The 18,112-nt window shown below is 68.0% G+C and carries 16 protein-coding genes and 1 pseudogene; 10 read left to right on the top strand and 7 right to left on the bottom strand.

Annotated features, from left to right (window positions below):
- Positions 1-217: 217 nt before the first annotated feature.
- From CAL29_RS07470 to CAL29_RS07435, 8 genes are all read left to right on the top strand, one after another.
- Entirely contained in the window at positions 218-1,606 is a 1,389-nt protein-coding gene (locus tag CAL29_RS07470; protein WP_094852267.1) for an MmgE/PrpD family protein, read from the top strand.
- Positions 1,607-1,618: 12 nt separating this feature from the next.
- Positions 1,619-2,878, top strand: coding sequence for a CaiB/BaiF CoA transferase family protein (locus tag CAL29_RS07465; protein WP_094852266.1), 1,260 nt, complete (start codon positions 1,619-1,621; stop codon positions 2,876-2,878).
- Positions 2,875-4,095, top strand: coding sequence for a CaiB/BaiF CoA transferase family protein (locus tag CAL29_RS07460; protein ID WP_094852265.1), 1,221 nt, complete (start codon positions 2,875-2,877; stop codon positions 4,093-4,095). The genes CAL29_RS07465 and CAL29_RS07460 overlap by 4 nt, the downstream gene beginning before the upstream one ends.
- 30 nt (positions 4,096-4,125) lie before the next feature.
- A complete protein-coding gene (locus tag CAL29_RS07455) occupies positions 4,126-4,908 on the top strand; it encodes an enoyl-CoA hydratase/isomerase family protein (RefSeq protein ID WP_094852264.1) in 783 nt (260 codons plus the stop codon).
- A gap of 30 nt (positions 4,909-4,938) precedes the next feature.
- On the top strand, positions 4,939-6,300 hold the full coding sequence (locus CAL29_RS07450) for an MmgE/PrpD family protein (RefSeq protein WP_094852263.1): 1,362 nt from the start codon (positions 4,939-4,941) through the stop codon (positions 6,298-6,300).
- 5 nt (positions 6,301-6,305) lie between these two features.
- On the top strand, positions 6,306-7,304 hold the full coding sequence (locus CAL29_RS07445) for a D-2-hydroxyacid dehydrogenase family protein (RefSeq protein ID WP_094852262.1): 999 nt from the start codon (positions 6,306-6,308) through the stop codon (positions 7,302-7,304).
- 99 nt (positions 7,305-7,403) lie between these two features.
- Entirely contained in the window at positions 7,404-8,387 is a 984-nt protein-coding gene (locus tag CAL29_RS07440) for a Bug family tripartite tricarboxylate transporter substrate binding protein (protein WP_179283936.1), read from the top strand.
- A gap of 154 nt (positions 8,388-8,541) precedes the next feature.
- Complete coding sequence (locus CAL29_RS07435) at positions 8,542-9,543, top strand: Bug family tripartite tricarboxylate transporter substrate binding protein (RefSeq protein WP_094852260.1); 1,002 nt, start codon at positions 8,542-8,544, stop codon at positions 9,541-9,543.
- 72 nt (positions 9,544-9,615) lie between these two features.
- Here the strand turns inward: CAL29_RS07435 and CAL29_RS07430 are convergent, their stop codons facing one another.
- From CAL29_RS07430 to CAL29_RS07410, 5 genes are all read right to left on the bottom strand, one after another.
- Complete coding sequence (locus tag CAL29_RS07430) at positions 9,616-10,032, bottom strand: Zn-ribbon domain-containing OB-fold protein (protein ID WP_094852259.1); 417 nt, start codon at positions 10,030-10,032, stop codon at positions 9,616-9,618.
- Positions 10,033-10,045: 13 nt separating this feature from the next.
- The gene (locus tag CAL29_RS07425; RefSeq protein ID WP_256977244.1) at positions 10,046-11,227 is read right to left on the bottom strand and encodes a thiolase family protein; all 1,182 of its coding nucleotides are present in this window, start codon (positions 11,225-11,227) and stop codon (positions 10,046-10,048) included.
- Between the two features lie 157 nt (positions 11,228-11,384).
- Positions 11,385-11,846: a VOC family protein gene (locus CAL29_RS07420; RefSeq protein ID WP_094852257.1), complete on the bottom strand. Its 462-nt coding sequence runs from the start codon at positions 11,844-11,846 to the stop codon at positions 11,385-11,387.
- A gap of 106 nt (positions 11,847-11,952) precedes the next feature.
- Positions 11,953-12,825: an SAM-dependent methyltransferase TehB gene (tehB, locus tag CAL29_RS07415; RefSeq protein ID WP_218831818.1), complete on the bottom strand. Its 873-nt coding sequence runs from the start codon at positions 12,823-12,825 to the stop codon at positions 11,953-11,955.
- A 192-nt stretch (positions 12,826-13,017) separates the two neighbouring features.
- Positions 13,018-13,914, bottom strand: a complete 897-nt coding sequence (locus CAL29_RS07410) for a LysR family transcriptional regulator (protein ID WP_094852256.1) — start codon at positions 13,912-13,914, stop codon at positions 13,018-13,020.
- A 93-nt stretch (positions 13,915-14,007) separates the two neighbouring features.
- On the opposite strand from CAL29_RS07410, the gene CAL29_RS07405 reads away from it, so the two are divergent.
- Together CAL29_RS07405 and CAL29_RS07400 are read left to right on the top strand one after the other, a co-directional pair.
- Positions 14,008-15,258 (top strand): alpha-hydroxy acid oxidase, encoded by a 1,251-nt coding sequence (locus CAL29_RS07405; protein ID WP_094852776.1) that lies wholly within the window; start codon positions 14,008-14,010, stop codon positions 15,256-15,258.
- 93 nt (positions 15,259-15,351) lie between these two features.
- A complete protein-coding gene (locus CAL29_RS07400; protein WP_256977243.1) occupies positions 15,352-16,323 on the top strand; it encodes a Bug family tripartite tricarboxylate transporter substrate binding protein in 972 nt (323 codons plus the stop codon).
- Between the two features lie 267 nt (positions 16,324-16,590).
- On the opposite strand, the pseudogene CAL29_RS07395 reads toward CAL29_RS07400, so the two are convergent.
- Positions 16,591-16,832: pseudogene (locus CAL29_RS07395) on the bottom strand (DUF2274 domain-containing protein).
- On the bottom strand, positions 16,829-18,112 hold the full coding sequence (locus CAL29_RS07390) for a TrbI/VirB10 family protein (protein ID WP_094852255.1): 1,284 nt from the start codon (positions 18,110-18,112) through the stop codon (positions 16,829-16,831). Before CAL29_RS07390 ends, CAL29_RS07395 begins: the two are co-directional and overlap by 4 nt.

The following is an 18,112-nucleotide window of genomic DNA, read 5'->3' as shown; positions in this document are numbered from 1 at the left end:
GCCGCGCGCCTGCCCGCGATTTGCGCATCGGCTTGTTCCACGATGTGGGAATGTCATTACTCAACCTACAAATGGCTGACAATTCCACGCATTCCCACATCGTGGACTTCAAGGCGTTCCCGAACGCCGGGACCAGCGGGAATGAGGTCTTATCATCCGGCGGTACGCATCAGGGGGGACGACCTGCTCCCCGGCATAACGACGATATGAGAGACAGATGACAGGACTGACCCAAGCGATGGCGCGCGTCGTGGCCCAACGACGCCTGGACGACTTTCCGCCCGAGACCGTGGACAAGGCGAAGAAGGTCATCGTCGACACCTTCGCGGTGATTCTCGCCGGCGCCGACAGCGAGGTCGAGGAACCCCTCATGCGCTATCTCGGCATGAGCCCCGCCGCGGGAGACGCGCCCATCCTCGGCACGGACCGGCGGGCCACCGCCGAAATGGCCGCCCTCGTCAACGGCACTTTCGGCCATGCGCTGGATTTCGACGACGTCCTGTCGATGATGCCGGCCCACCCCAGCGCCATCATCGTCGCCGCCCTGCTCGCCGATCTGCCGGATCACCCGTTGACCGGCCGCGAATTCGTGGAGGCTTACGTCATCGGCATCGAGGTCGGCGCGCGCATCGCCCAGGGCATCACGGTGGGCCACTACGGCCGCGGCTATCACGGCACCGGGACGCTGGCCACCTTCTCCGGCGTAGCCGCCATGGCGAAGGCGAGGCGCCTGGACGAGGACCAGACCCGGATGGCGCTGGGCATCGCCGCCTCCATGGCCAGCGGCCTGCGGCGCAACTTCGGCACCATGACCAAACCGCTGCATACCGGCCTGGCCGCGCGCAACGCCTTGCAGGCCGTCAGGCTGGCGCTGTGCGGATTCACCGCGGCGCCCGATATCCTCGAAGCCAAGGCCGGTTTCTACGCGGCCTATGGCGTGGAGGCGTCGGACCCCGAGGTCGCCGTCGCCGCCCTGGACGGGCCCGGCATCCTGGTCGATCCCGGCATCGCCCTGAAAAAATTCGCCTGCTGCTATGCGTCGCACCGCGGCATGGACGGCGTCCTGACGCTGCGCGAAAAGCACGGATTCACGGCCGACGACGTCGTGAAACTCGAATGCCGCATGCCCCCGGGCGGCATGCTGGTCCTGACCTATCCGGAACCCGCGACGGGACTGGAAGGCAAGTTCAGCCTGCAGTATTCGCTCGCGGCCGGCGTGCTCGACGGCCGCTATACGATCGGCACGTTCACCGACGAGGCGGTGCGGCGCCCGGAGATCCGCGAGCTGCTGAAGAAGATCCACGCCTACGAGGACGAATCGTGCCGCGACGACGATCCGCTATTCGACACCCGCAGCTCCGGCGGCCGCGGCTTCGTCGACGTGGAGGTCTTCCTGCGCAACGGCAAGCGAGACGCCATCCGTATCTACAAGGCGCCGGGCCATCCATCGCGCGAACTGACCTGGGCCGACATCGAGGCGAAGTTCGACGACTGCGCGGTGCATGCCCGGATCGCGTCCGGAATCGCCAGGCAGGCATTCGACGCCCTGCGCGCGCTGGAGAAGGCCGGCAGCGTCGCCGATATCGTGGGCCTGCTGCATCACTGACGGACCGGACCAATGACTATCGAATCTTCTGTAGCGTCTTCCCGAGGCGCGCTATCCGGCGTCCGCGTCATCGAGATCGCCGGTCCCGCCGTCCAGTATTGCGGCAAGATGTTCGCGGACCTGGGCGCCGAAGTCATCCTGGTCGAGCCGCCGGGCGGCGCGCATACGCGGCAGACCGGGCCGTTCCTGCACACGCTCGCCGATGCCGCGACGCAGCCGCTGCGCAGCCTGTCCTTCGTCTATCTGAACGGCGGCAAGAAGTCCGTGACCCTGGATCTCCAGACGGACGAGGGGCGTGCCGCCCTGCATCGACTGGCGGCCGGCGCGCAGTTGGTGATCGAAGGCGGCTGGCCCGGCCGGCTAGCGGAACTCGGCTGCGGCTACGAAGCGCTGTCGGCCCTGAATCCGGCGCTGGTCATGACGAGCATCACGCCCTACGGCCAGACGGGCCCCTATAGCGCGCAGGAAGCCGAGGACCTGGTGTGCATGGCGACCGGCGGATTCCTGTACCTGGGCGGCTATCCCGACGGCCCTCCCATCGGCGCGTACGGCAACCAGGCCTATTCCTGCGGCAGCATGTTCGGCGCGGTCGCCAGCATGCTCGCGCTGACCCACGCCGAAGCGACCGGCCAGGGCGACCATGTGGACGTCTCCATCCAGGAATGCATGGTGCTCGCCATGGAGAACGCCGTGCAATTCTATGAACTGGAAGGCACGCTGCGCCGCCGCACGGCAGGCCTGCAGCGCTTCGCCGGCACCGGGGTGTACGAATGCGCGGACGGCCACGTCTACATGATGGCCGGCGGCATCGGCGCCAACCGGTTCTGGGACCGCACCATCGACTGGTTCAAGAAAGAAGGCGTCCCTGACGTCGAACGCCTCGCGGGCGACGAATGGCGCGAGACCGCATACCTCCAGACAGACGAGGCGAAGCGCATTTTCATGGAAGTCTTCGGCACCTGGGCGCGAACGAAAACCAAGGCCTATCTGTATGCGGCCGCCCAGGACCGCCACGTGCCCGCCGCGGCGGTGAACGCGGTGGACGACCTCGTTGCCAGCCCCCAATTGGCGTCGCGGGATTATTTCGTGGAGGTCCGCCAGCCCGGATGGCCGGAAGATATCCGCATGCCCGGCGCGCCTTACCGCCTGGCGCGCACCCCTTGGGCGCTCCAAGGCCCGGCTCCCCTGCCCGGCCAGCACAACGCGCAGCTCCTGGGCGCCGCCGCCCGGGACCTTCCATCCTCGCACCGTCCGGCGGAGGAAATCCGATGACGCAGCACCTTCCCTTGACCGGCGTCCGCGTGACGGACTTCACCTGGATAGGCGCCGGTTCCTACACCACCAAGATCCTGGCCGACGCCGGGGCGGAAGTCATCAAGATCGAAAGCGCCGACCGCGTGGACTCGCTGCGCCTCGCCGCGCCCTATAAGGACGGCGTCAAGGGCGTCAATCGCAGCGGCTACTTCGCCGACCGGAACTCCAGCAAGCGCAGCCTCACGCTGAACATGAAGCACCCGCGCGCGCTGGACCTGGTCTTCCGCCTGATCCGGCAAAGCGACATCGTCGCCAACAACTTCACCCCGGGCGTGATGGAGCGCTTCGGCCTCGGCTACGACGCGGTGCGCGCGGTCAAGGAAGACATCGTCTACCTGGCGATGTCCATGCAGGGATCCACCGGCCCGCAGAAACACTACCTCGGCTACGGCGCCACGATGGCGGCCGTGACGGGCATCCAGCAGCTCACGGGCTTGCCGGGCCGGGAACCCGCGGGCACCGGCACGAACTACCCGGACCACATCCCCAATCCCTGCCACGCGACCTTCGCCGTCCTGGCCGCGCTGCGGCACCGCCGCCGCACCGGCGAAGGCCAGCGCATCGACATGGCGCAGACCGAGCCCACGGTCGCCCTGCTCGGACCGGCGGTGCTCGAATACACGGCCAACGGGCACGTGCCCCAGCCCCGTGGCAACCGGCACGAACAAGCCGCGCCGCACGGCGTATTCCGCTGCGCCGGCGACGATCGCTGGATCGCGATCGCGGTCATGACCGACGCCCAGTGGCGCGGACTGGCCGCCGCGCTCGGCGCGCCCGCCTGGATGAACGACGCCCGGCTGGCCACGACCAGCGGCCGGCTGGCGAACGTCGATGAAGTCGAGGAAAGGCTGAACGCCGAGACCGCCGGCCATGGCGTCGAAGCGCTGGTGCTGGCCTTGCAGGCGCATGGCGTTCCCGCGGGACGGGTCAGCACGGCCGCCGACGTCATCGAGGATCCCCAGTTGCGGCATCGCGGCCACTGGCTGACGCTGGACCATCCGGAGATGGGCCCTTCGCTCTACAACGCGCAGCCTTTCCGCAATGCCCGCAGCCCGGCGGGACAGGCGCGCCCCGCGCCATTGCTGGGACAGCACACCCACGAAATATGCCGCACGCTGCTGGGCCTGGACGAAGCGGAGATCGCCCGCCTGACCGAAGACGGCGTGCTGCGTTGAGGACAAGACCGAGGACAAGAGGAAGAAACCATGAGTTCCGTTGAAATCTCCGTCGAGGACCATATCGCCACCGTGGTCCTCAACCGGCCCGAGGCGATGAACGCCGTGGACCCGGAAATGCGCGGCCTGCTGCACGCGGCGTGGGACAGGCTGCGCCAGGACGACGAGATCCGCGTGGCCATCGTCACGGGCGCGGGAGACCGCGCCTTCTGCACCGGTTCGGACTTGAAGAAGACGCTGCCGTCCGGCGAATCGGCCGCCCAGCAACTCCTGGGCGGCGGCGCCGGCAGCGGATCGCTCATCGCCAACCTGAACACCGACAAGCCCCTGATCGCCGCCATCAACGGCTACGCGCTGGGCGGCGGCATGGAGCTGGCGCTGGCGTGCGACATACGTATCTGCACGGACGACGCGCAATTCGCCCTGCCCGAAGTCAAGGTCGGCAGCATGCCGGGCGCGGGCGGCTCGGTCCGCCTGCCCCGCTATGTCGGCCGCTCCGACGCCATGCTCATGCTGCTGACCGGCGCCCGGACCGACGCCGCCGAGGCCCTGCGCATGGGCCTGGTGAGCAAGGTGGTCGCCCGCGACCGCCTGTTGGCCGAGGCGCGCGAAATCGCCCTGGCCATCGCGGCCAACGCGCCGCTGTCCGTTCGCGCCGTCAAGCGCATGGTGCGGCAGGGAGAAGACATGCCGCTGTCGCATGCGATCGACGTGGAGCGCAGCCTGTTCGGACTGCTCTACAACAGCGACGACCGCATCGAAGGACGCAAGGCGTTCGCGGAAAAGCGCAAGCCGCGGTTCAAGGGGCGCTGAAGCGCCCGCGCGGCCGACAGGAGGAGAGACATGCCCACGGAACAATTCGCACGCTTTGTCGTGGATACGCCGGTATCGGCGATTCCCGCCGAGGTCATGGCGCGCGCTCGCGATGCCGTCATCGACACCTTCGGCGTGGCGCTGGCCGGCCGCGACGAGCCGGTCAGCGCCATCGCGGCGCGCTGGGCGCGGGAGATAAGCGCGGCGCCGCAAGCCGGCCTTTGGGGCCACGGCCTGCGCACGGCGGTGCCGGAAGCGGCCTTCGCCAACGGCATCGCCGCCCATGCCCTCGATTTCGACGACAGCATGGTAACCCTGCACGGCCATCCCAGCGCCGCCGTCGTCGCCGCCGCCCTGGCCGTGGGCGAATTCGTGCACGCATCGGGCGAGCAATTGCTGGCGGCGTACGCGCTCGCCAATGAAATCGCCGGCAAGTTCGGGCGCGCCTTCGGCGACGAGCATTACCTGCGCGGCTGGCACAGCACCAGCACCATCGGCGTCTACGCCTGCGCCGCGGCCTGCGCGCGGCTATGGGGGCTGGATGCGGCGCAGCTCTGCCATGCCTGGGGGCTGGCGGCGGCGCAGATGGGCGGCCTGGTGCGCAACTTCGGCTCCATGGCCAAGCCCTTCCACGTGGGACAGGCCGCGCGCGCGGGCGTGCTCGCGGCCTGGATGGCCAAGACCGGCATGACGGCGGACCCGCGCATCCTCGAAGGCCCGAACAGCGTGCTGGACACCTACGGCGGCGCGGACCGGATCGCGCCTGAGGAATTGGCGGGCCGCCTGGGCAAGCCCTGGGATCTCCTGGATCCCGGCGTCAACGTCAAGCGCTGGCCCTGCTGCTACGGCACGCACCGCGGCCTGACCGGCATATTCGCCTTGCGCGAATCGCAGGGCTTGCGCGCGGAAGACATCGAAAGCATGACCTTCGGCTACCTCCCCGGCAATGACGCGGCGCTGATCGACCGCGAGCCCGCCAGCGGACTGGAAGGCAAGTTCAGCATGGAATACACCGCGGCCGCCGCCTTCATGGACGGAGAAATCGGCTTCGATACGTTCACCGACGCCATGGTGGCGCGGCCCGAGGTGCGCCGCCTGATGCGCAAGGCCAGCCGCTACCGGCTGCGGCCGGGCGATTTCGAGGCCGGCGCGCCGGTCTTCGTGGACGTCACGATAACGACGCGGCAAGGGCGGCACGAACTGCGCGTCCATCATGCGCCCGGCTCTCGCGGCAATCCCATGGACGCCGCCCAGCACGAGGCGAAGTTCATGGATTGCGCGCGGCGCGGCCTGGACGATGAACGCGCGCGCCGGTTGCTGGGCCTGCTGCGCGATCTGGATCGCGTGCCGGACGTGAGCCAGGTGGTGGCCGCGGCCGCGGCAAAGGAGTGAAGGCCATGGACAAGCCGCGCGTCGCCATCCTGGACGACTACCAGAACCTGGCGCTGCAACTGGCCGATTGGGACGCGGTGCGCGAGCGCTGCGACGTCGTGGTCTTCGACGAACACCTGCCGGAGGACGAGGCGGCGCGGGCCTTGCGCGACTTCGATGCGATCTGCCTCACGCGCGAGCGCATGGCCCTGCCCGGGACGTTGCTGGAGAGGCTGCCGAGGCTGAAGTTCATCGCGGTCACCGGCCCCCACAACCGGACGCTCGATTTCGACGCGGCCGGCCGCCTGGGCATCACGGTATCCTGCACGCGGCGCTCGGCCGCGGGCCAGTTCGCCACGGCGGAACTGGCCTGGGGCCTGATCCTGGCCCTGGCGAGAAACATCCCCGGCGAAGCGGAAAACATGCGGCAAGGCGGATGGCAGCGCACGGTCGGCATGTCCCTGGCCACGCGGACGCTGGGACTGGTCGGCCTGGGACGCCTGGGCAGCCACATGGCGCCGGTCGCGCATGCCTTCGGCATGAAGGTCATCGCCTGGAGCCAGAACCTGACCGAGGAAACCGCGCGGGCGCTGAACGTCGCGCGCGTGGAAAAGGAGGAGCTGTTCCGGCGCAGCGACTTCGTCAGCCTGCATCTGGTCCTGAGCGAGCGCACCCGGCATATCGTCGGCGCCCGGGAGCTCGGCTGCATGAAGACGACCGCCTTCCTGGTCAATACGGCGCGCGGCGCCCTGGTGGACCGCGAGGCGCTGGTGGAAGCCTTGCGGCGGCGCCGCATCGCCGGCGCCGCGCTGGACACCTTCGACGTCGAACCGCTGCCGCGCCACGATCCGCTCCGCGCCATGGACAACGTCATCCTGACGCCGCATCTGGGATACACCGTGCGCGAGCTGCTCGCGCCGTTCTACGCCGCGACCGTCGAGAACGTCATGGCCTGGCTGGACGGCAAGCCGCTTCGCGTGCTGACGGCGGAGCAACCGCGCCTGAGCGGCCAAGTGGTGGAGTAGCGCAAGCCCGCTTTTTCATCGACGCCCTTCCGGTGGCCGCGGACGGCCATGCGGAGCGTCGCGTCGCGCCGAGGCCGGCGAAGCCAAGGAGGAGACATCATGGACAGACGATCGTTTATCGCGCTCTCCGCCGCCACCGCGGCGTGCACGGCGTGGCCGGGCCTGGCGCGAGCGCAACGCGACGACGCGTTTCCGTCGCGCTCCTTGCGGCTCATCGTGCCCCTGGCGCCCGGCGGGGGCACGGATGCCGTGTCGCGGCTCGTCGCCATCGAGATGGGCCACGTGCTGGGCCAGGCCGTCGTGGTGGAGAACCAGAGCGGGGGCAGCGGCACCATCGGCATGATGACCGTGGTGCGCGCCGCCCCGGACGGCTATACCCTGCTGACCGGCACGCCATCGCTGTCCATCGATCCCTCGTTGCGGCACGATATGAAGTTCGATCCGCTGAAAGACCTCCAGCCCGTCAGCCTCTTCAGCAAAGTGCCTTACGTCCTGGTGTCGTCCAGCCACCTGGGCGCCCTCACGGTGGCGCAATTGCTGGCAAAGGCCAAGGCGGCGCCGGGCGCGCTCACTTTCGGTTCGCCGGGCGTCGGCAGCGGCGGGCATCTCGCGGGCGAGCTGTTCCAGCTCATGGCCGGCGTGAAGCTTACGCACATCTCGTACAAGGGGTCCGGCCCCGCGATGAACGATCTGCGCGGCGGCCGCATCGACCTGCTGTTCGGCACCACGCCGGCCGTCGTTCAATTCATCCATGCGGGCGCCCTGCACGCGATCGGCGTCTCCAGCCTGACGCGCACGCGGATATTGCCGGAAGTGCCGGCCATTTCGGAAAGCGGCGTGCCGGGCTATTCGACATATTCCTGGTACGGCGCGTGGGCGCCCGCGCGCGTGCCGCGCGACGTCATCGATAAATTGAACGCCGCGGTGCGCGCGGCGCTGGACAGCCCCAAGGTCAGGCAGGCGATCGAGGCCGACGGCGGCGAGCCGGCGGCGACCACGCCGGAGGCGGCGGGCCGCTTCCTGCAGGCGGAAATCGCCAAGTGGCGCGAGGTCATCGCGAAGGCCGGCATCAAGGCGGAGTAGGACCGGCCTGCGAGGCAGGATACGCCGCGCCGCTGCCCCGGCGCGCGGCGCCGGGCGGCGATAACGCCCGGCAAACGGGGCAAACAAAAGACAAGCAAAGGACAAGCGATGGACGGGCAATCCCGCGCCGGCCTCGCGGCGGCAAGGAGACAGCATGGATCTATGCAGAAGGAATCTGGCCAAGGCAGGCCTGGCGGCCACCGGGCTTGCGCTGGCGGCGCGTGCAACCCGGGCCGCGCAAGCGGACACGGAATCGGCCTTCCCCACCCGCGCGATACGGCTGATGATTCCGTTCGAACCCGGCGGCGGCACCGACATCGTCGGCCGCGCCATCGCGCAGAAGGCCGGCGATGCGCTGGGCCAGGCCGTGGTGGTGGAGAACCGCAGCGGCGCCAACGGCACGATAGGCGCGGACGTGGTCGCGCGCGCGGCGCCCGACGGCTACTACTGGTGCATGTTCACCGCCAGCCATTCGGTGAACGTCACGCTCCAGGGGAAGAAACAGGCCTACGATCTCCTGAAGGATTTCGCGCCGCTGATCGAACTGGCGGTGCAGCCTTATATCCTGGTCGTTCGCCCGGGCCTGCCGGTCAATTCGGTGCGCGAACTGATCGACCTGGCCAGGCAGAAGCCGAATTCGATCACCTTCGGGTCTTCCGGCGTGGGCGGCTTGATACACCTTTGCGGCGAACTGTTGTCGACGCTGGCGGGAATCAAGCTGACGCATGTGCCCTACAAGGGCGGCGCCCAGGCCATGATGGACGTCATGGCCGGCAACATCGACATGATGTTCACCAGCCTGAACCAGTCCAAGAGCTATATCGCTTCCGGCCAGTTGCGGCTGCTGGCCGTCACCTCGCCACGGCGGTCGCCGGCCATGCCGAACGTTCCCACCATGCAGGAACAGGGGGTAAATGGCTATGACGTCCAGTCCTGGTACGGCCTGGCCGTGCCCGCCCGCACGCCCCGCCCCATCGTCGACGAGCTCAACGCCACGCTGAACGCCGTCCTGAAGCTGCCGGAGATCCAGAAGCGCCTGGAGGCGGACGGGTCCACGCCGGTCGGCGGCACGCCCGAGCAATTCGGCGGCTTCCTGGCCGCCGAGGTCGCCAAGTGGCGCGAACTGATCGAACGCGCCGGCATACCGATAGGCTGAGCAACCGGCTTCGCCCGTGGGCGGGATCAGGGGGGAACGGGCGGCCTGCCGAGGCGGCGCCGCCCGCCGGCCTCAGTTGTCCAGGGTGAACTTCGGCACGCGGTAGCCGTCCGGGTGGTCCGCGTACACCATGCGCACCGGGGCATCGAGCGCGATCCGCCCGATCTCCTCGTGATCCATGTAGGACACCATGATGGGCCCTTCCCGCAGGCGTACCGCCACCACCAGGTGGGGCGCCGGATAGGCGGGCAGGTATTGGCGATGGAACACGGTCCAGGACACGATGGAGGCCTGCCCGGAAATGGGCGTCCACTCGTACTCCATGCTCATGCTGACAGGACACATGGGGCCGGGCGGATAGCGGAACTCGCCGGATTCCGGGCAGCGCTGCAGTTTCATCTCGCCCGCCTGGATGCTTTCCCACATCGGCGCGTCGTAAGGAGAGTACAGGCGCGGCGACTTCTTCTTTTCGATCTTGCTTTCGCTCATGTCAGGACACTCCTCAACGTCCGTAGATGATCGACATGGCCTTGCCGGCCACGTCCGATGCGTACTGCACGTAGCGGCAATCCGGAACCTGACGTTTCCCCAGTCCTCCGCGCACCTGGCGCACCGCCTCGATCTGGTGGCTCCATCCCTGCATGTAGGACTCCGACAGATGGCCGCCATGCGTGTTCACCGGCAGCTTCCCGCCCACGCCGATGCCCTGCTCGGCGATGAAGCGCGCCGCTTCGCCCGGCGGGCAGTAGCCGAAGCCCTCCAGCGCGAAGAAGATGTGCGGGCTGAAACTGTCGTAGACGAGCAATATATCGATATCCTGCGGACCGATGCCGGCGGCCCCGAAAGCCTGCGCCGCGGCGCCCTGTTGCGCGGGAAGATAGAAATCCACCAGGCGCGGCCCCAGGCTGGTCGCATGGTGATTGAGGTCGCTGCGCCCCAGCCCGTGTATGGTCACGGCCTTCTCCGCGTGATGCTTGCGGGCGCGGCTGGCCTCCATGACGATGAGCGCCACGCCGCCATCGTTGATGAGGCAATAGTCGTTCATGCGCAAGGGCTCGGCGATGTACTTCACGGCCAGATACTCGTCGAGGGACAGGGGCTTGTCCCGCATGATGGCATTCGGGTTCAGGCTGGCCCACTGCCGCTGGCCCACGGCGACCTGGCCCAGGTCGCGGTCCGATAAACCGTGCAGCGCCTTGTAGCGCTGGAACATCAGGGCGTAGAGCGCGCCCTGCGAGGTCAGGCCCCAGGGACTGTGATAGACATAGGAAAGGAAAGAACCGCCCCCCATCGCCTCGGGGCCGCCGTATTGGACGGCGGCCGAACGCTGGTCGTTGCCGTACACCAGCGCCACGACCTCCGCCATGCCGGACTTGATGGCCATGACGGCCTGGAATACCGCCTGCACGGCATCCGCCTGGCCTCCCCACCGGGGATCGATATTGAGGATTTCGCCCATGCGCTCGTAGGCCGTCGTGGGCCCGACGATGAGCCCGTCGACGTCTTCCCGCTTCAGCCCCGCATCCTCCAGCGCGCGCTTGAAGGCCAGCGCCGCATAGCCGTTCGAGTCGAACGGCTTCTCGCCGTCGCGCACGCGGCGATAGTCCTGGACCCAGTCGGTGTGCCCGACCCCCACGACGGCGGAGATTCCCGCCGTATTCGTATCCAAAGTCTTCGCTGTCACCTCGTGTGTCTCCCGGAATATGGACATCGGCGCACGTAGACGTCGCCATCGATGCCATTATGCGAGAGGGGAAGTGCCGAATAGCGGGACTACCAGTCCAGGATATGAAATTCCGCGCCGCGCGCAGCGATCATGCGTATCCCTCATGGGAAGGGCTTCAATGCCAACCCTCGATCTTCAGCCCGCTGGCCTGCTCCGCGTCCTCGCGCGACACGTGGCGCACGGTTTGCGAGAACGTCCACACGTGTCCGCCGGGATCGCGGGCGCGATAGGTCCGGTCTCCGTAGAACTGGTCTTCCGGCGCCTGCAATATCTCCGCGCCCGCCGCCTTGGCGCGCGCATAATGCGCGTCGATATCGCTATCGAGGTGGGTATGGATGATCTGCGTGTTCTTCCCGCCGATCGAGGCGGGAATGTCCACGAAATCGGCCCATTTCGGGCCCAGCGTGATGTAGCCGTCGCCGAATCGCATCTCGGCATGGACCAGTTTTCCGTCCTGGTCGCTGATCACCATGTTGCGCGCGAAACCGAAGGCGTTCTCCAGCCATTCCATGGCGGCCCGGGGATCTTCGTAAAAGACCGCGCTCCCGAATGTGGGACGATGAAAATCGTCATTCATGACATCACCTCCTTGACCCGTGGCAAGTATCTGTCCCACGGTAAGCCTTCCGCGCGCGCGTTGCAATGGAAGACGAGAGGCGTCCCCGAAATGGCCTGCCCAGCCGTCAGGAGGCTCGCGGCTTCCTGGCCAGCAGCGTCGCAAACCGCAAGACGATGGGCTTGCCCTCGGCGTCCGTCTTGTGCAGCGAACCATGAAGCTCGTTGTACTTGAGCAGCTCCCAGCCCTGGTAGCGGCCGCTCAATTCGCCGAAGCCGAAGGTGCAGGGGAACGGCACCGGGCAGGGACAATCCGCCGTGTCCATGGCCGTCACGATGAGATTGCAGCCGCCGGGGACCGTCGCGTCCTGCATCCGGCCGATCAGCGCCGCGGCGGCCGCCGACCGCAGGAACATCAGGACGACCGTCGAGAGAATGAAGTCGTAGGCGCCTTCGATGGCGACGTCCTCGAGGTCGACCTGCCGCGCTTGAATGCCCATCAACCCCTCTTCCGCGGCGATGCGCCGCAGGTTGGCCACTCTTTCGACATCCTTGTCCCACGCGTCCACGGTGAACCCCCGCATGGCCAGGTACAGCGCGTTGCGCCCGTTGCCGCAGCCCAGGTCGAGCGCCCGGCCGGGCACCACTACCGCCGCCGCCTCGATGACTTCGGAATGCGTGCGCGTGAGGCCATGCCTCTTGGCGAAATAGTCTTCCGGCAGGCAATGGAACGACAACTGGCATTCGACGTCGGCGCTGACCTCCCCGATGCGATGCCACTGCCGCGGCTCGATGCGCGGCGGCGGGCTCGACGGCGTGCAATGGATCTTCGCGGTCACCGCGCCCTGCTCGTCCATCAGCTCGAAATCCAGCCAGCCCTTCAGGACCGACAACCGCGCCCAGGTGCCCGCCTGGGTGTTGTGGCGGCGGCGGAATGCCTCGGGCAGCGTCTGGGCGTTCCACACCGGCATCGTCTTGTAGCAACGCAGTTCATCCATCATGCCTCCTCCAGTCGCGGGATCAGGGCTCCCTTCCCGCAAGGCAGCCGTGTCCCGTCTCGCCTCGCCTCGCGCAAGATTCCTTCACGCAAGAATGAACGACCCTTGCATCGAACCGGCGCTCATGGACGCCAAACGCCAGACCCCGGGTAAACACGATCATGATAGCCCGCCGCGCATCCCCGCCGCCCTGGCTCACCAGGCCCGCCCCGCCCCATTCCGCAGTTTCCCGGCCGCCTCCTGGAACGCGGACTCGACGAGATCCAGCAGGCGATGATCGCCGTCGGCCTTGCGGCGGACCATGGCCATCCTGCGGATCGGGGCGTCGGGACCCAGGGCGATCTCGCGCACGGCATGCGCCTGCAGATGCTCGGGACGCAGGCGCGGCAGCACCGAGACGCCGACCCCGGCGCCCACCAGCGCGACGATGGCATCGATGCCGGCGATCTCCACCAGCGCATGGCAATGGGGCACCCGCTTCTCGACGTACTGCGCGGCCATGCGCCCGGCCACCAGCTCGCGATCGAAGCGGATCCACGGCTGCTCGCGCAGGATCTGCGCGGGCGGCGCCGGGCGCAGCGAGCGCGGCACGACCAGCACCATCTCCTCGTCGAGCAGTTCGGTCCACAGCAAGCGGCGCGAACCGCCCGTGGGCGGGCGTATCAGCACCGCCACGTCTATCCTTCCCGCCTTCAACGCGTCCAGCAGGAGCGGCGTGGATCCCCGTTCGATGTGCAGCTCCACCTTGGGCGCGCGCCGCAGCAGGTCGGTGAACGCCAGCGGCAGCAAGGTGGTCTGCGCAGAATCCGTGATGCCCAGGCGCACCCGCCCGGCCGGCGCGCTGTCCGTGTGGCGGCGCAAGGCCTCCAGCTCCGCCATGGACCTGTCGACCGTGCGCACGACCTCGCGCGCGAAGGCGGTCGGCTTGACGTTGCGCCCGGAGCGGTCGAACAGCGGCTGTCCGAACCAAGCCTCCAACTGCTTCATCTGCAAGCTGACCGCGCTGCGCGTCAGGTTGACCTGCTCGGCCGCGGCCGTCAGGTTGCCGCGCGCGACGACGGCGGACAGCGTGGCGAGGTATTGAAGCTTCATTGTCAAGAAATACTCACATGTCGATCGACGAATTATCGCCCATTGCTTGCGAGTTCCGTTCTAGCATCCGTAGCTTCCCTTTTGGCGCCCATCATGCAAACCGAGCTCCGCATCCAGGACTACCCCATCGCCAGCCATACCGCGCCGCGCAAGCCGTCGGCCGCTGGCGGCTGGCACGTGCCGCGCCGCCTGCAACGCGTGCTGTCCCTGGCGGACTTCGAGGACGCGGCGCGGCGTCACCTGCCCGCGCCCATCTTCGCCTACATCAGCGGCGGCTGCGAGACCGACCGCGCATTGCGGGGCAGCGAGGACGCCTTCGCCGACCATGACTGGGTGACCCGCGTTTTCAACGACACCTCCAGGCGCAACCTGACGACGACCTTGTTCGGCGAGCAGTGGGCCGCGCCGGTCGGCATCGCGCCCATGGGCATCAGCGCCCTGTCGGCCTATCGGGGCGACCTGATCCAGACCCGGGCGGCCGCCGCGGCGGGCATCCCCGCCATCATGAGCGGCTCGTCGCTGATCCGCATGGAGGACGTGGCGGCCGCCAATCCCCGCGCCTGGTTCCAGGCCTATGTGCCCGGCGAACCGGCCCGCATCGCCGCCCTGGTCGACCGCGTGAAGGCGGCCGGCTTCAAGACCCTGGTGGTCACCGCCGACGTCGCCGTGTCCGGCAACCGGGAAAACAATATCCGCGCCCGCTTCTCCACGCCGCTGCGCCCCGGCCCGCGGCTGGCATGGGACGGCATCACCCATCCGCGCTGGCTGCTGGGCACCATGCTGAAGACGCTGCTGCGGCATGGCATGCCTCACTTCGAGAACTCGCACGCCCAGCGCGGCGCGCCCATCATCGCCAGGAACGTCATGCGCGAGTTCGGGGCGCGCAACCACCTGAGCTGGGCGCACATCGCGGAAATGCGGCAGCGCTGGGGCGGCCGCTTCATCATCAAGGGCATCCTCTCGCCGGAAGACGCGGTGCTGGCGCGCGACATGGGCGCCGACGGCATCATCGTCTCCAATCACGGCGGACGGCAGCTCGACGGCGCGATCGCGCCGCTGCGGGCCTTGCCCGAGATCGTCGCGGCCGTCGGACCGGACTATGCCGTCATGATGGACGGCGGCGTCCGCCGCGGCGGCGACGTGCTGATGGCGATGGCGCTGGGCGCGAAATTCGTCTTCGTGGGCCGGCCCTTCAACTACGCCGGCGCCGTGGGCGGCCAGGCCGGCATCACGCACGCCATCGGCATCCTCGTCACGGAAATGGTGCGCAACATGAGCCTGCTGGGGGTGCTGAACCCCGCCGACCTGGGTCCCCGGCACTTGCGCCGCCGGGTACGGCCATGAGCGGCGTTTCCCCGCCACCGGTTTGATCCCTCCTCAGGCATCGAAACCGAAAGAAAACAATTAAACGACAACCGCATTTTCCCGGAGACAACCATGACCGTATCCCTGCGCCGGCGGCAAGCCTGCCTGACCGCGCTGTGCCTGCCTTTCGCCGGCATGCTCGACGCACATGCCCAGGCGGCGCCCTGGCCCACCCGCCCGATCACCTACATTGCACCGTACCCGGCCGGCTCGCCGGTGGACGTCATCGCCCGCCGCGTGGGCCAGCACCTGGGCCAGAGCCTGGGGCAGTCGGTGATCGTGGAAAACAAGGTCGGCGCGGGCGGCGTCATCGGGACGAACTTCGTCGCCAAGGCCCCGCCCGACGGGTACACGCTGGTCGCCGGTTCGATCAGCACGCATGCGATCAACGTCAGCCTGTATCCCAAGCTGCCCTACGACCCCGTGAAGGATTTCGCGCCCATCGCCCTGATCGGCTCCAGCGCCATGATCCTCGTGATCAATCCCGAGAAGCTGCCCGTGAAGGACATCCGGGAATTCACCGCGTACGCCAGGAGCCATCCCGGCGCGATCCAGTTCGGCTCCGCCGGCAACGGCTCCTCGCTGCACCTGGCCGGGGAGCTGTTCAAGTCCATGACCCATACGGACCTGACCCACATTCCCTACAAGGGCAGCGTGGGCGCCATGAACGATTTGCTGGGCGGGCACCTGGACGCGATGTTCGAGAATGCGCCCAACGCGCTGCCGCACATCCAGTCCGGCAAGCTGCTCGCCCTGGGCGTCACCAGCGACCATAGGCTGGCGTCCCTGCCGAACGTGCCGACGATCGCGGAAAGCGTGGCGCCCGGGTACAGCATGGCCACCTGGCACGCCGTGTTCGCCCCCGCGCGGACGCCGGAGGCGATCGTGCAAAAGCTCAGCGCCGCCATCCTCGATGGCTTGGCCGATCCGCAGGAAAAACGTTATTTCGCGGACCGCTCCATCGACCTGACGCCCGGCGGCCCGGACGTCCTGCGGGATTTCGTGGCGTCGGAAATCAAAAAAGGGCCGGTGTCAAGCGTTTAGTGAAACCGGCCGGATGGCTGGAAGTCTATATGGGACGCGGGGTTAGCTCTACTCTGGGCCGCTTTGCGGAGCTGCGGCGTTGTGGGCTAGGAGCCACATGAGAGCGTCGCGGTAGAAAGCCGGAGCGTGCTGCATCGGGGGATGATTGCCAGCAGATGACGGGCTTATTTTTCATCATAGTCCAATCGGCCGCAGCTCTCCAGAACGACGAACGCGCAGCCTTGGGCTGCGCGTTCGAGGGATGGCCGACAAGGGGAAGCGGCATCGTCAGCCTGGCTTCGGCGGCGCGGCTTTGGCAGCGCCTCCCTTCCTGAATCCCCGATCGCCGGCGATGAACGCCTCCAGCATGTGCGGGATCAGCGTCACGGCATCGACCGCCTCGCCATACGCCTGCGCGTGCAGCGCGGCGTAGTGATCGAGGTCGGCTTTGAGGCTGGCTGGGCAGGCAAAGGTCAGCTTCGTGGATTCCGTTTTGGTAGCGGCCCGAGCCGCAGCTTGCGCGTCGTCATCGTGAAGTCCCCTTGTTGAAGAACAACGGCTGGTAGGGCCGCAGCACCAAGTCGCGGTTGGCGATGATGCGAACCGGCAGGCCCGGCCGCTCGGTCAGCGTCGGCTGGATGTTCATGTTGCGCCGGGTCATCTCCTGGCCGACCTGGTTGATGCTGTCCTGCGCGCTGTCGCGCCCGGCGATGATGATGCGGTCGCCATCCTGGCGGTTCTCCGGCGCGGCCAGCTCGGCGCCGACGCCCAGCAGTGTGGTCAACGCTGCGCCGGCGAAGATGCGGCCCCAGTGGTAGTCCACGTCGTCTTCCAGCCCGGCATAGCCGGCCGGGTCGGCTCCGACCAGGTTGTCGAGCGTCAGCGAAGACGTGTCGGGCAGGATGATCCGGTTCCACACCACCTGCACGCGGCTTTGTCCGTAGCTGACCTGGCTGTTGTAACGGCCCAGGATGCGTGAACCCTGCGGGATCAGCAGGAAGCGCCCGGTAGCCGTGTCATAGACCGGCTCCGTCACCGTGGCGATCACGTCGCCCGGCAAATCCGACTTGATGCCCGTCACCAGCGCACCGGCGATGACCGTCCCGGCCATCACCTGATACGGCGAAGCCGGCGGCGTCAGGGTGCCGGAATTACGGGTTTCCGTGGTTCCGGCTTTTTGGAACGCCTCCTTCTGGTCTTGCCGGTTCTGTATCGCCGCCGGGTCAGCAGGCTGCGCCGCCGTGGAGGCCGGCCCGGCAGCCATCGGGTCGAACGCCGCATTGGCGGCGAAGCCCGGCGCGGCGGCCGCCTGCGACTGCGCCACCGGCGCGGCCTTCTGCGTGCCAGAGCGGAAGAACACCGATGAACCCGCGGCCGCTTCGGCTTCCTTGCGCAGCGCATCGTTCGGGTCGTTTCCAGGGGCCGCATAGGCGGCCGTCGCTGGCTGCTGCGACTTGACGATGGCCGGGCCAAGATCGCCCGGCAGCGGCGGCCCCAGTTCGGGCACCGTGGGCGGCAAGGCCGGCGGCAGCTTGGAGTAGTCCGCCGGCAGCGCATCCAGCCCTTCAGACTTGGAGACGCGGTCGACGTTGTAAAGCTCGGTCTGCTCACCAGCACCACGCCGCTGCGGTTGCAGCGACCACATCAGCGCGCCGAGCACGGCGACTGACAGGCCGCCGGCGAGGATGGCCAACGTGCGCCGGTTCAGGCGCGTGACCGGGCGCGGCTGGGCGCGCAGCGCCACCGTCTCGGGCGCGATCTTGCCTGCCGCCTGCGGCGCGGCGAGGTCGGGAGTGTCGTCCTGGCTCAT

It is taken from the genome of Bordetella genomosp. 10 (genome assembly GCF_002261225.1).
GTDB lineage: Bacteria > Pseudomonadota > Gammaproteobacteria > Burkholderiales > Burkholderiaceae_B > Bordetella_C.
Note: the sequence above shows the minus strand (reverse complement) of the source record. Positions and strands in the feature narration are given on the sequence as shown.

What these genes read in the sequence shown, in the direction of transcription:
- CAL29_RS07445 (WP_094852262.1), top strand. Translation starts at nt 6,306, where the DNA reads ATGGACAAGCCGCGCGTCGCCATCCTGGACGACTACCAGAACCTGGCG.
- CAL29_RS07450 (WP_094852263.1), top strand. Translation starts at nt 4,939, where the DNA reads ATGCCCACGGAACAATTCGCACGCTTTGTCGTGGATACGCCGGTATCG.
- CAL29_RS07440 (WP_179283936.1), top strand. Translation starts at nt 7,404, where the DNA reads ATGGACAGACGATCGTTTATCGCGCTCTCCGCCGCCACCGCGGCGTGC.
- CAL29_RS07470 (WP_094852267.1), top strand. Translation starts at nt 218, where the DNA reads ATGACAGGACTGACCCAAGCGATGGCGCGCGTCGTGGCCCAACGACGC.
- CAL29_RS07460 (WP_094852265.1), top strand. Translation starts at nt 2,875, where the DNA reads ATGACGCAGCACCTTCCCTTGACCGGCGTCCGCGTGACGGACTTCACC.
- CAL29_RS07435 (WP_094852260.1), top strand. Translation starts at nt 8,542, where the DNA reads ATGGATCTATGCAGAAGGAATCTGGCCAAGGCAGGCCTGGCGGCCACC.
- CAL29_RS07420 (WP_094852257.1), bottom strand. Translation starts at nt 11,846, where the DNA reads ATGAATGACGATTTTCATCGTCCCACATTCGGGAGCGCGGTCTTTTAC.
- CAL29_RS07430 (WP_094852259.1), bottom strand. Translation starts at nt 10,032, where the DNA reads ATGAGCGAAAGCAAGATCGAAAAGAAGAAGTCGCCGCGCCTGTACTCT.
- CAL29_RS07410 (WP_094852256.1), bottom strand. Translation starts at nt 13,914, where the DNA reads ATGAAGCTTCAATACCTCGCCACGCTGTCCGCCGTCGTCGCGCGCGGC.
- CAL29_RS07455 (WP_094852264.1), top strand. Translation starts at nt 4,126, where the DNA reads ATGAGTTCCGTTGAAATCTCCGTCGAGGACCATATCGCCACCGTGGTC.
- CAL29_RS07465 (WP_094852266.1), top strand. Translation starts at nt 1,619, where the DNA reads ATGACTATCGAATCTTCTGTAGCGTCTTCCCGAGGCGCGCTATCCGGC.
- CAL29_RS07405 (WP_094852776.1), top strand. Translation starts at nt 14,008, where the DNA reads ATGCAAACCGAGCTCCGCATCCAGGACTACCCCATCGCCAGCCATACC.
- tehB (WP_218831818.1), bottom strand. Translation starts at nt 12,825, where the DNA reads ATGATGGATGAACTGCGTTGCTACAAGACGATGCCGGTGTGGAACGCC.
- CAL29_RS07390 (WP_094852255.1), bottom strand. Translation starts at nt 18,112, where the DNA reads ATGAGCCAGGACGACACTCCCGACCTCGCCGCGCCGCAGGCGGCAGGC.
- CAL29_RS07400 (WP_256977243.1), top strand. Translation starts at nt 15,352, where the DNA reads ATGACCGTATCCCTGCGCCGGCGGCAAGCCTGCCTGACCGCGCTGTGC.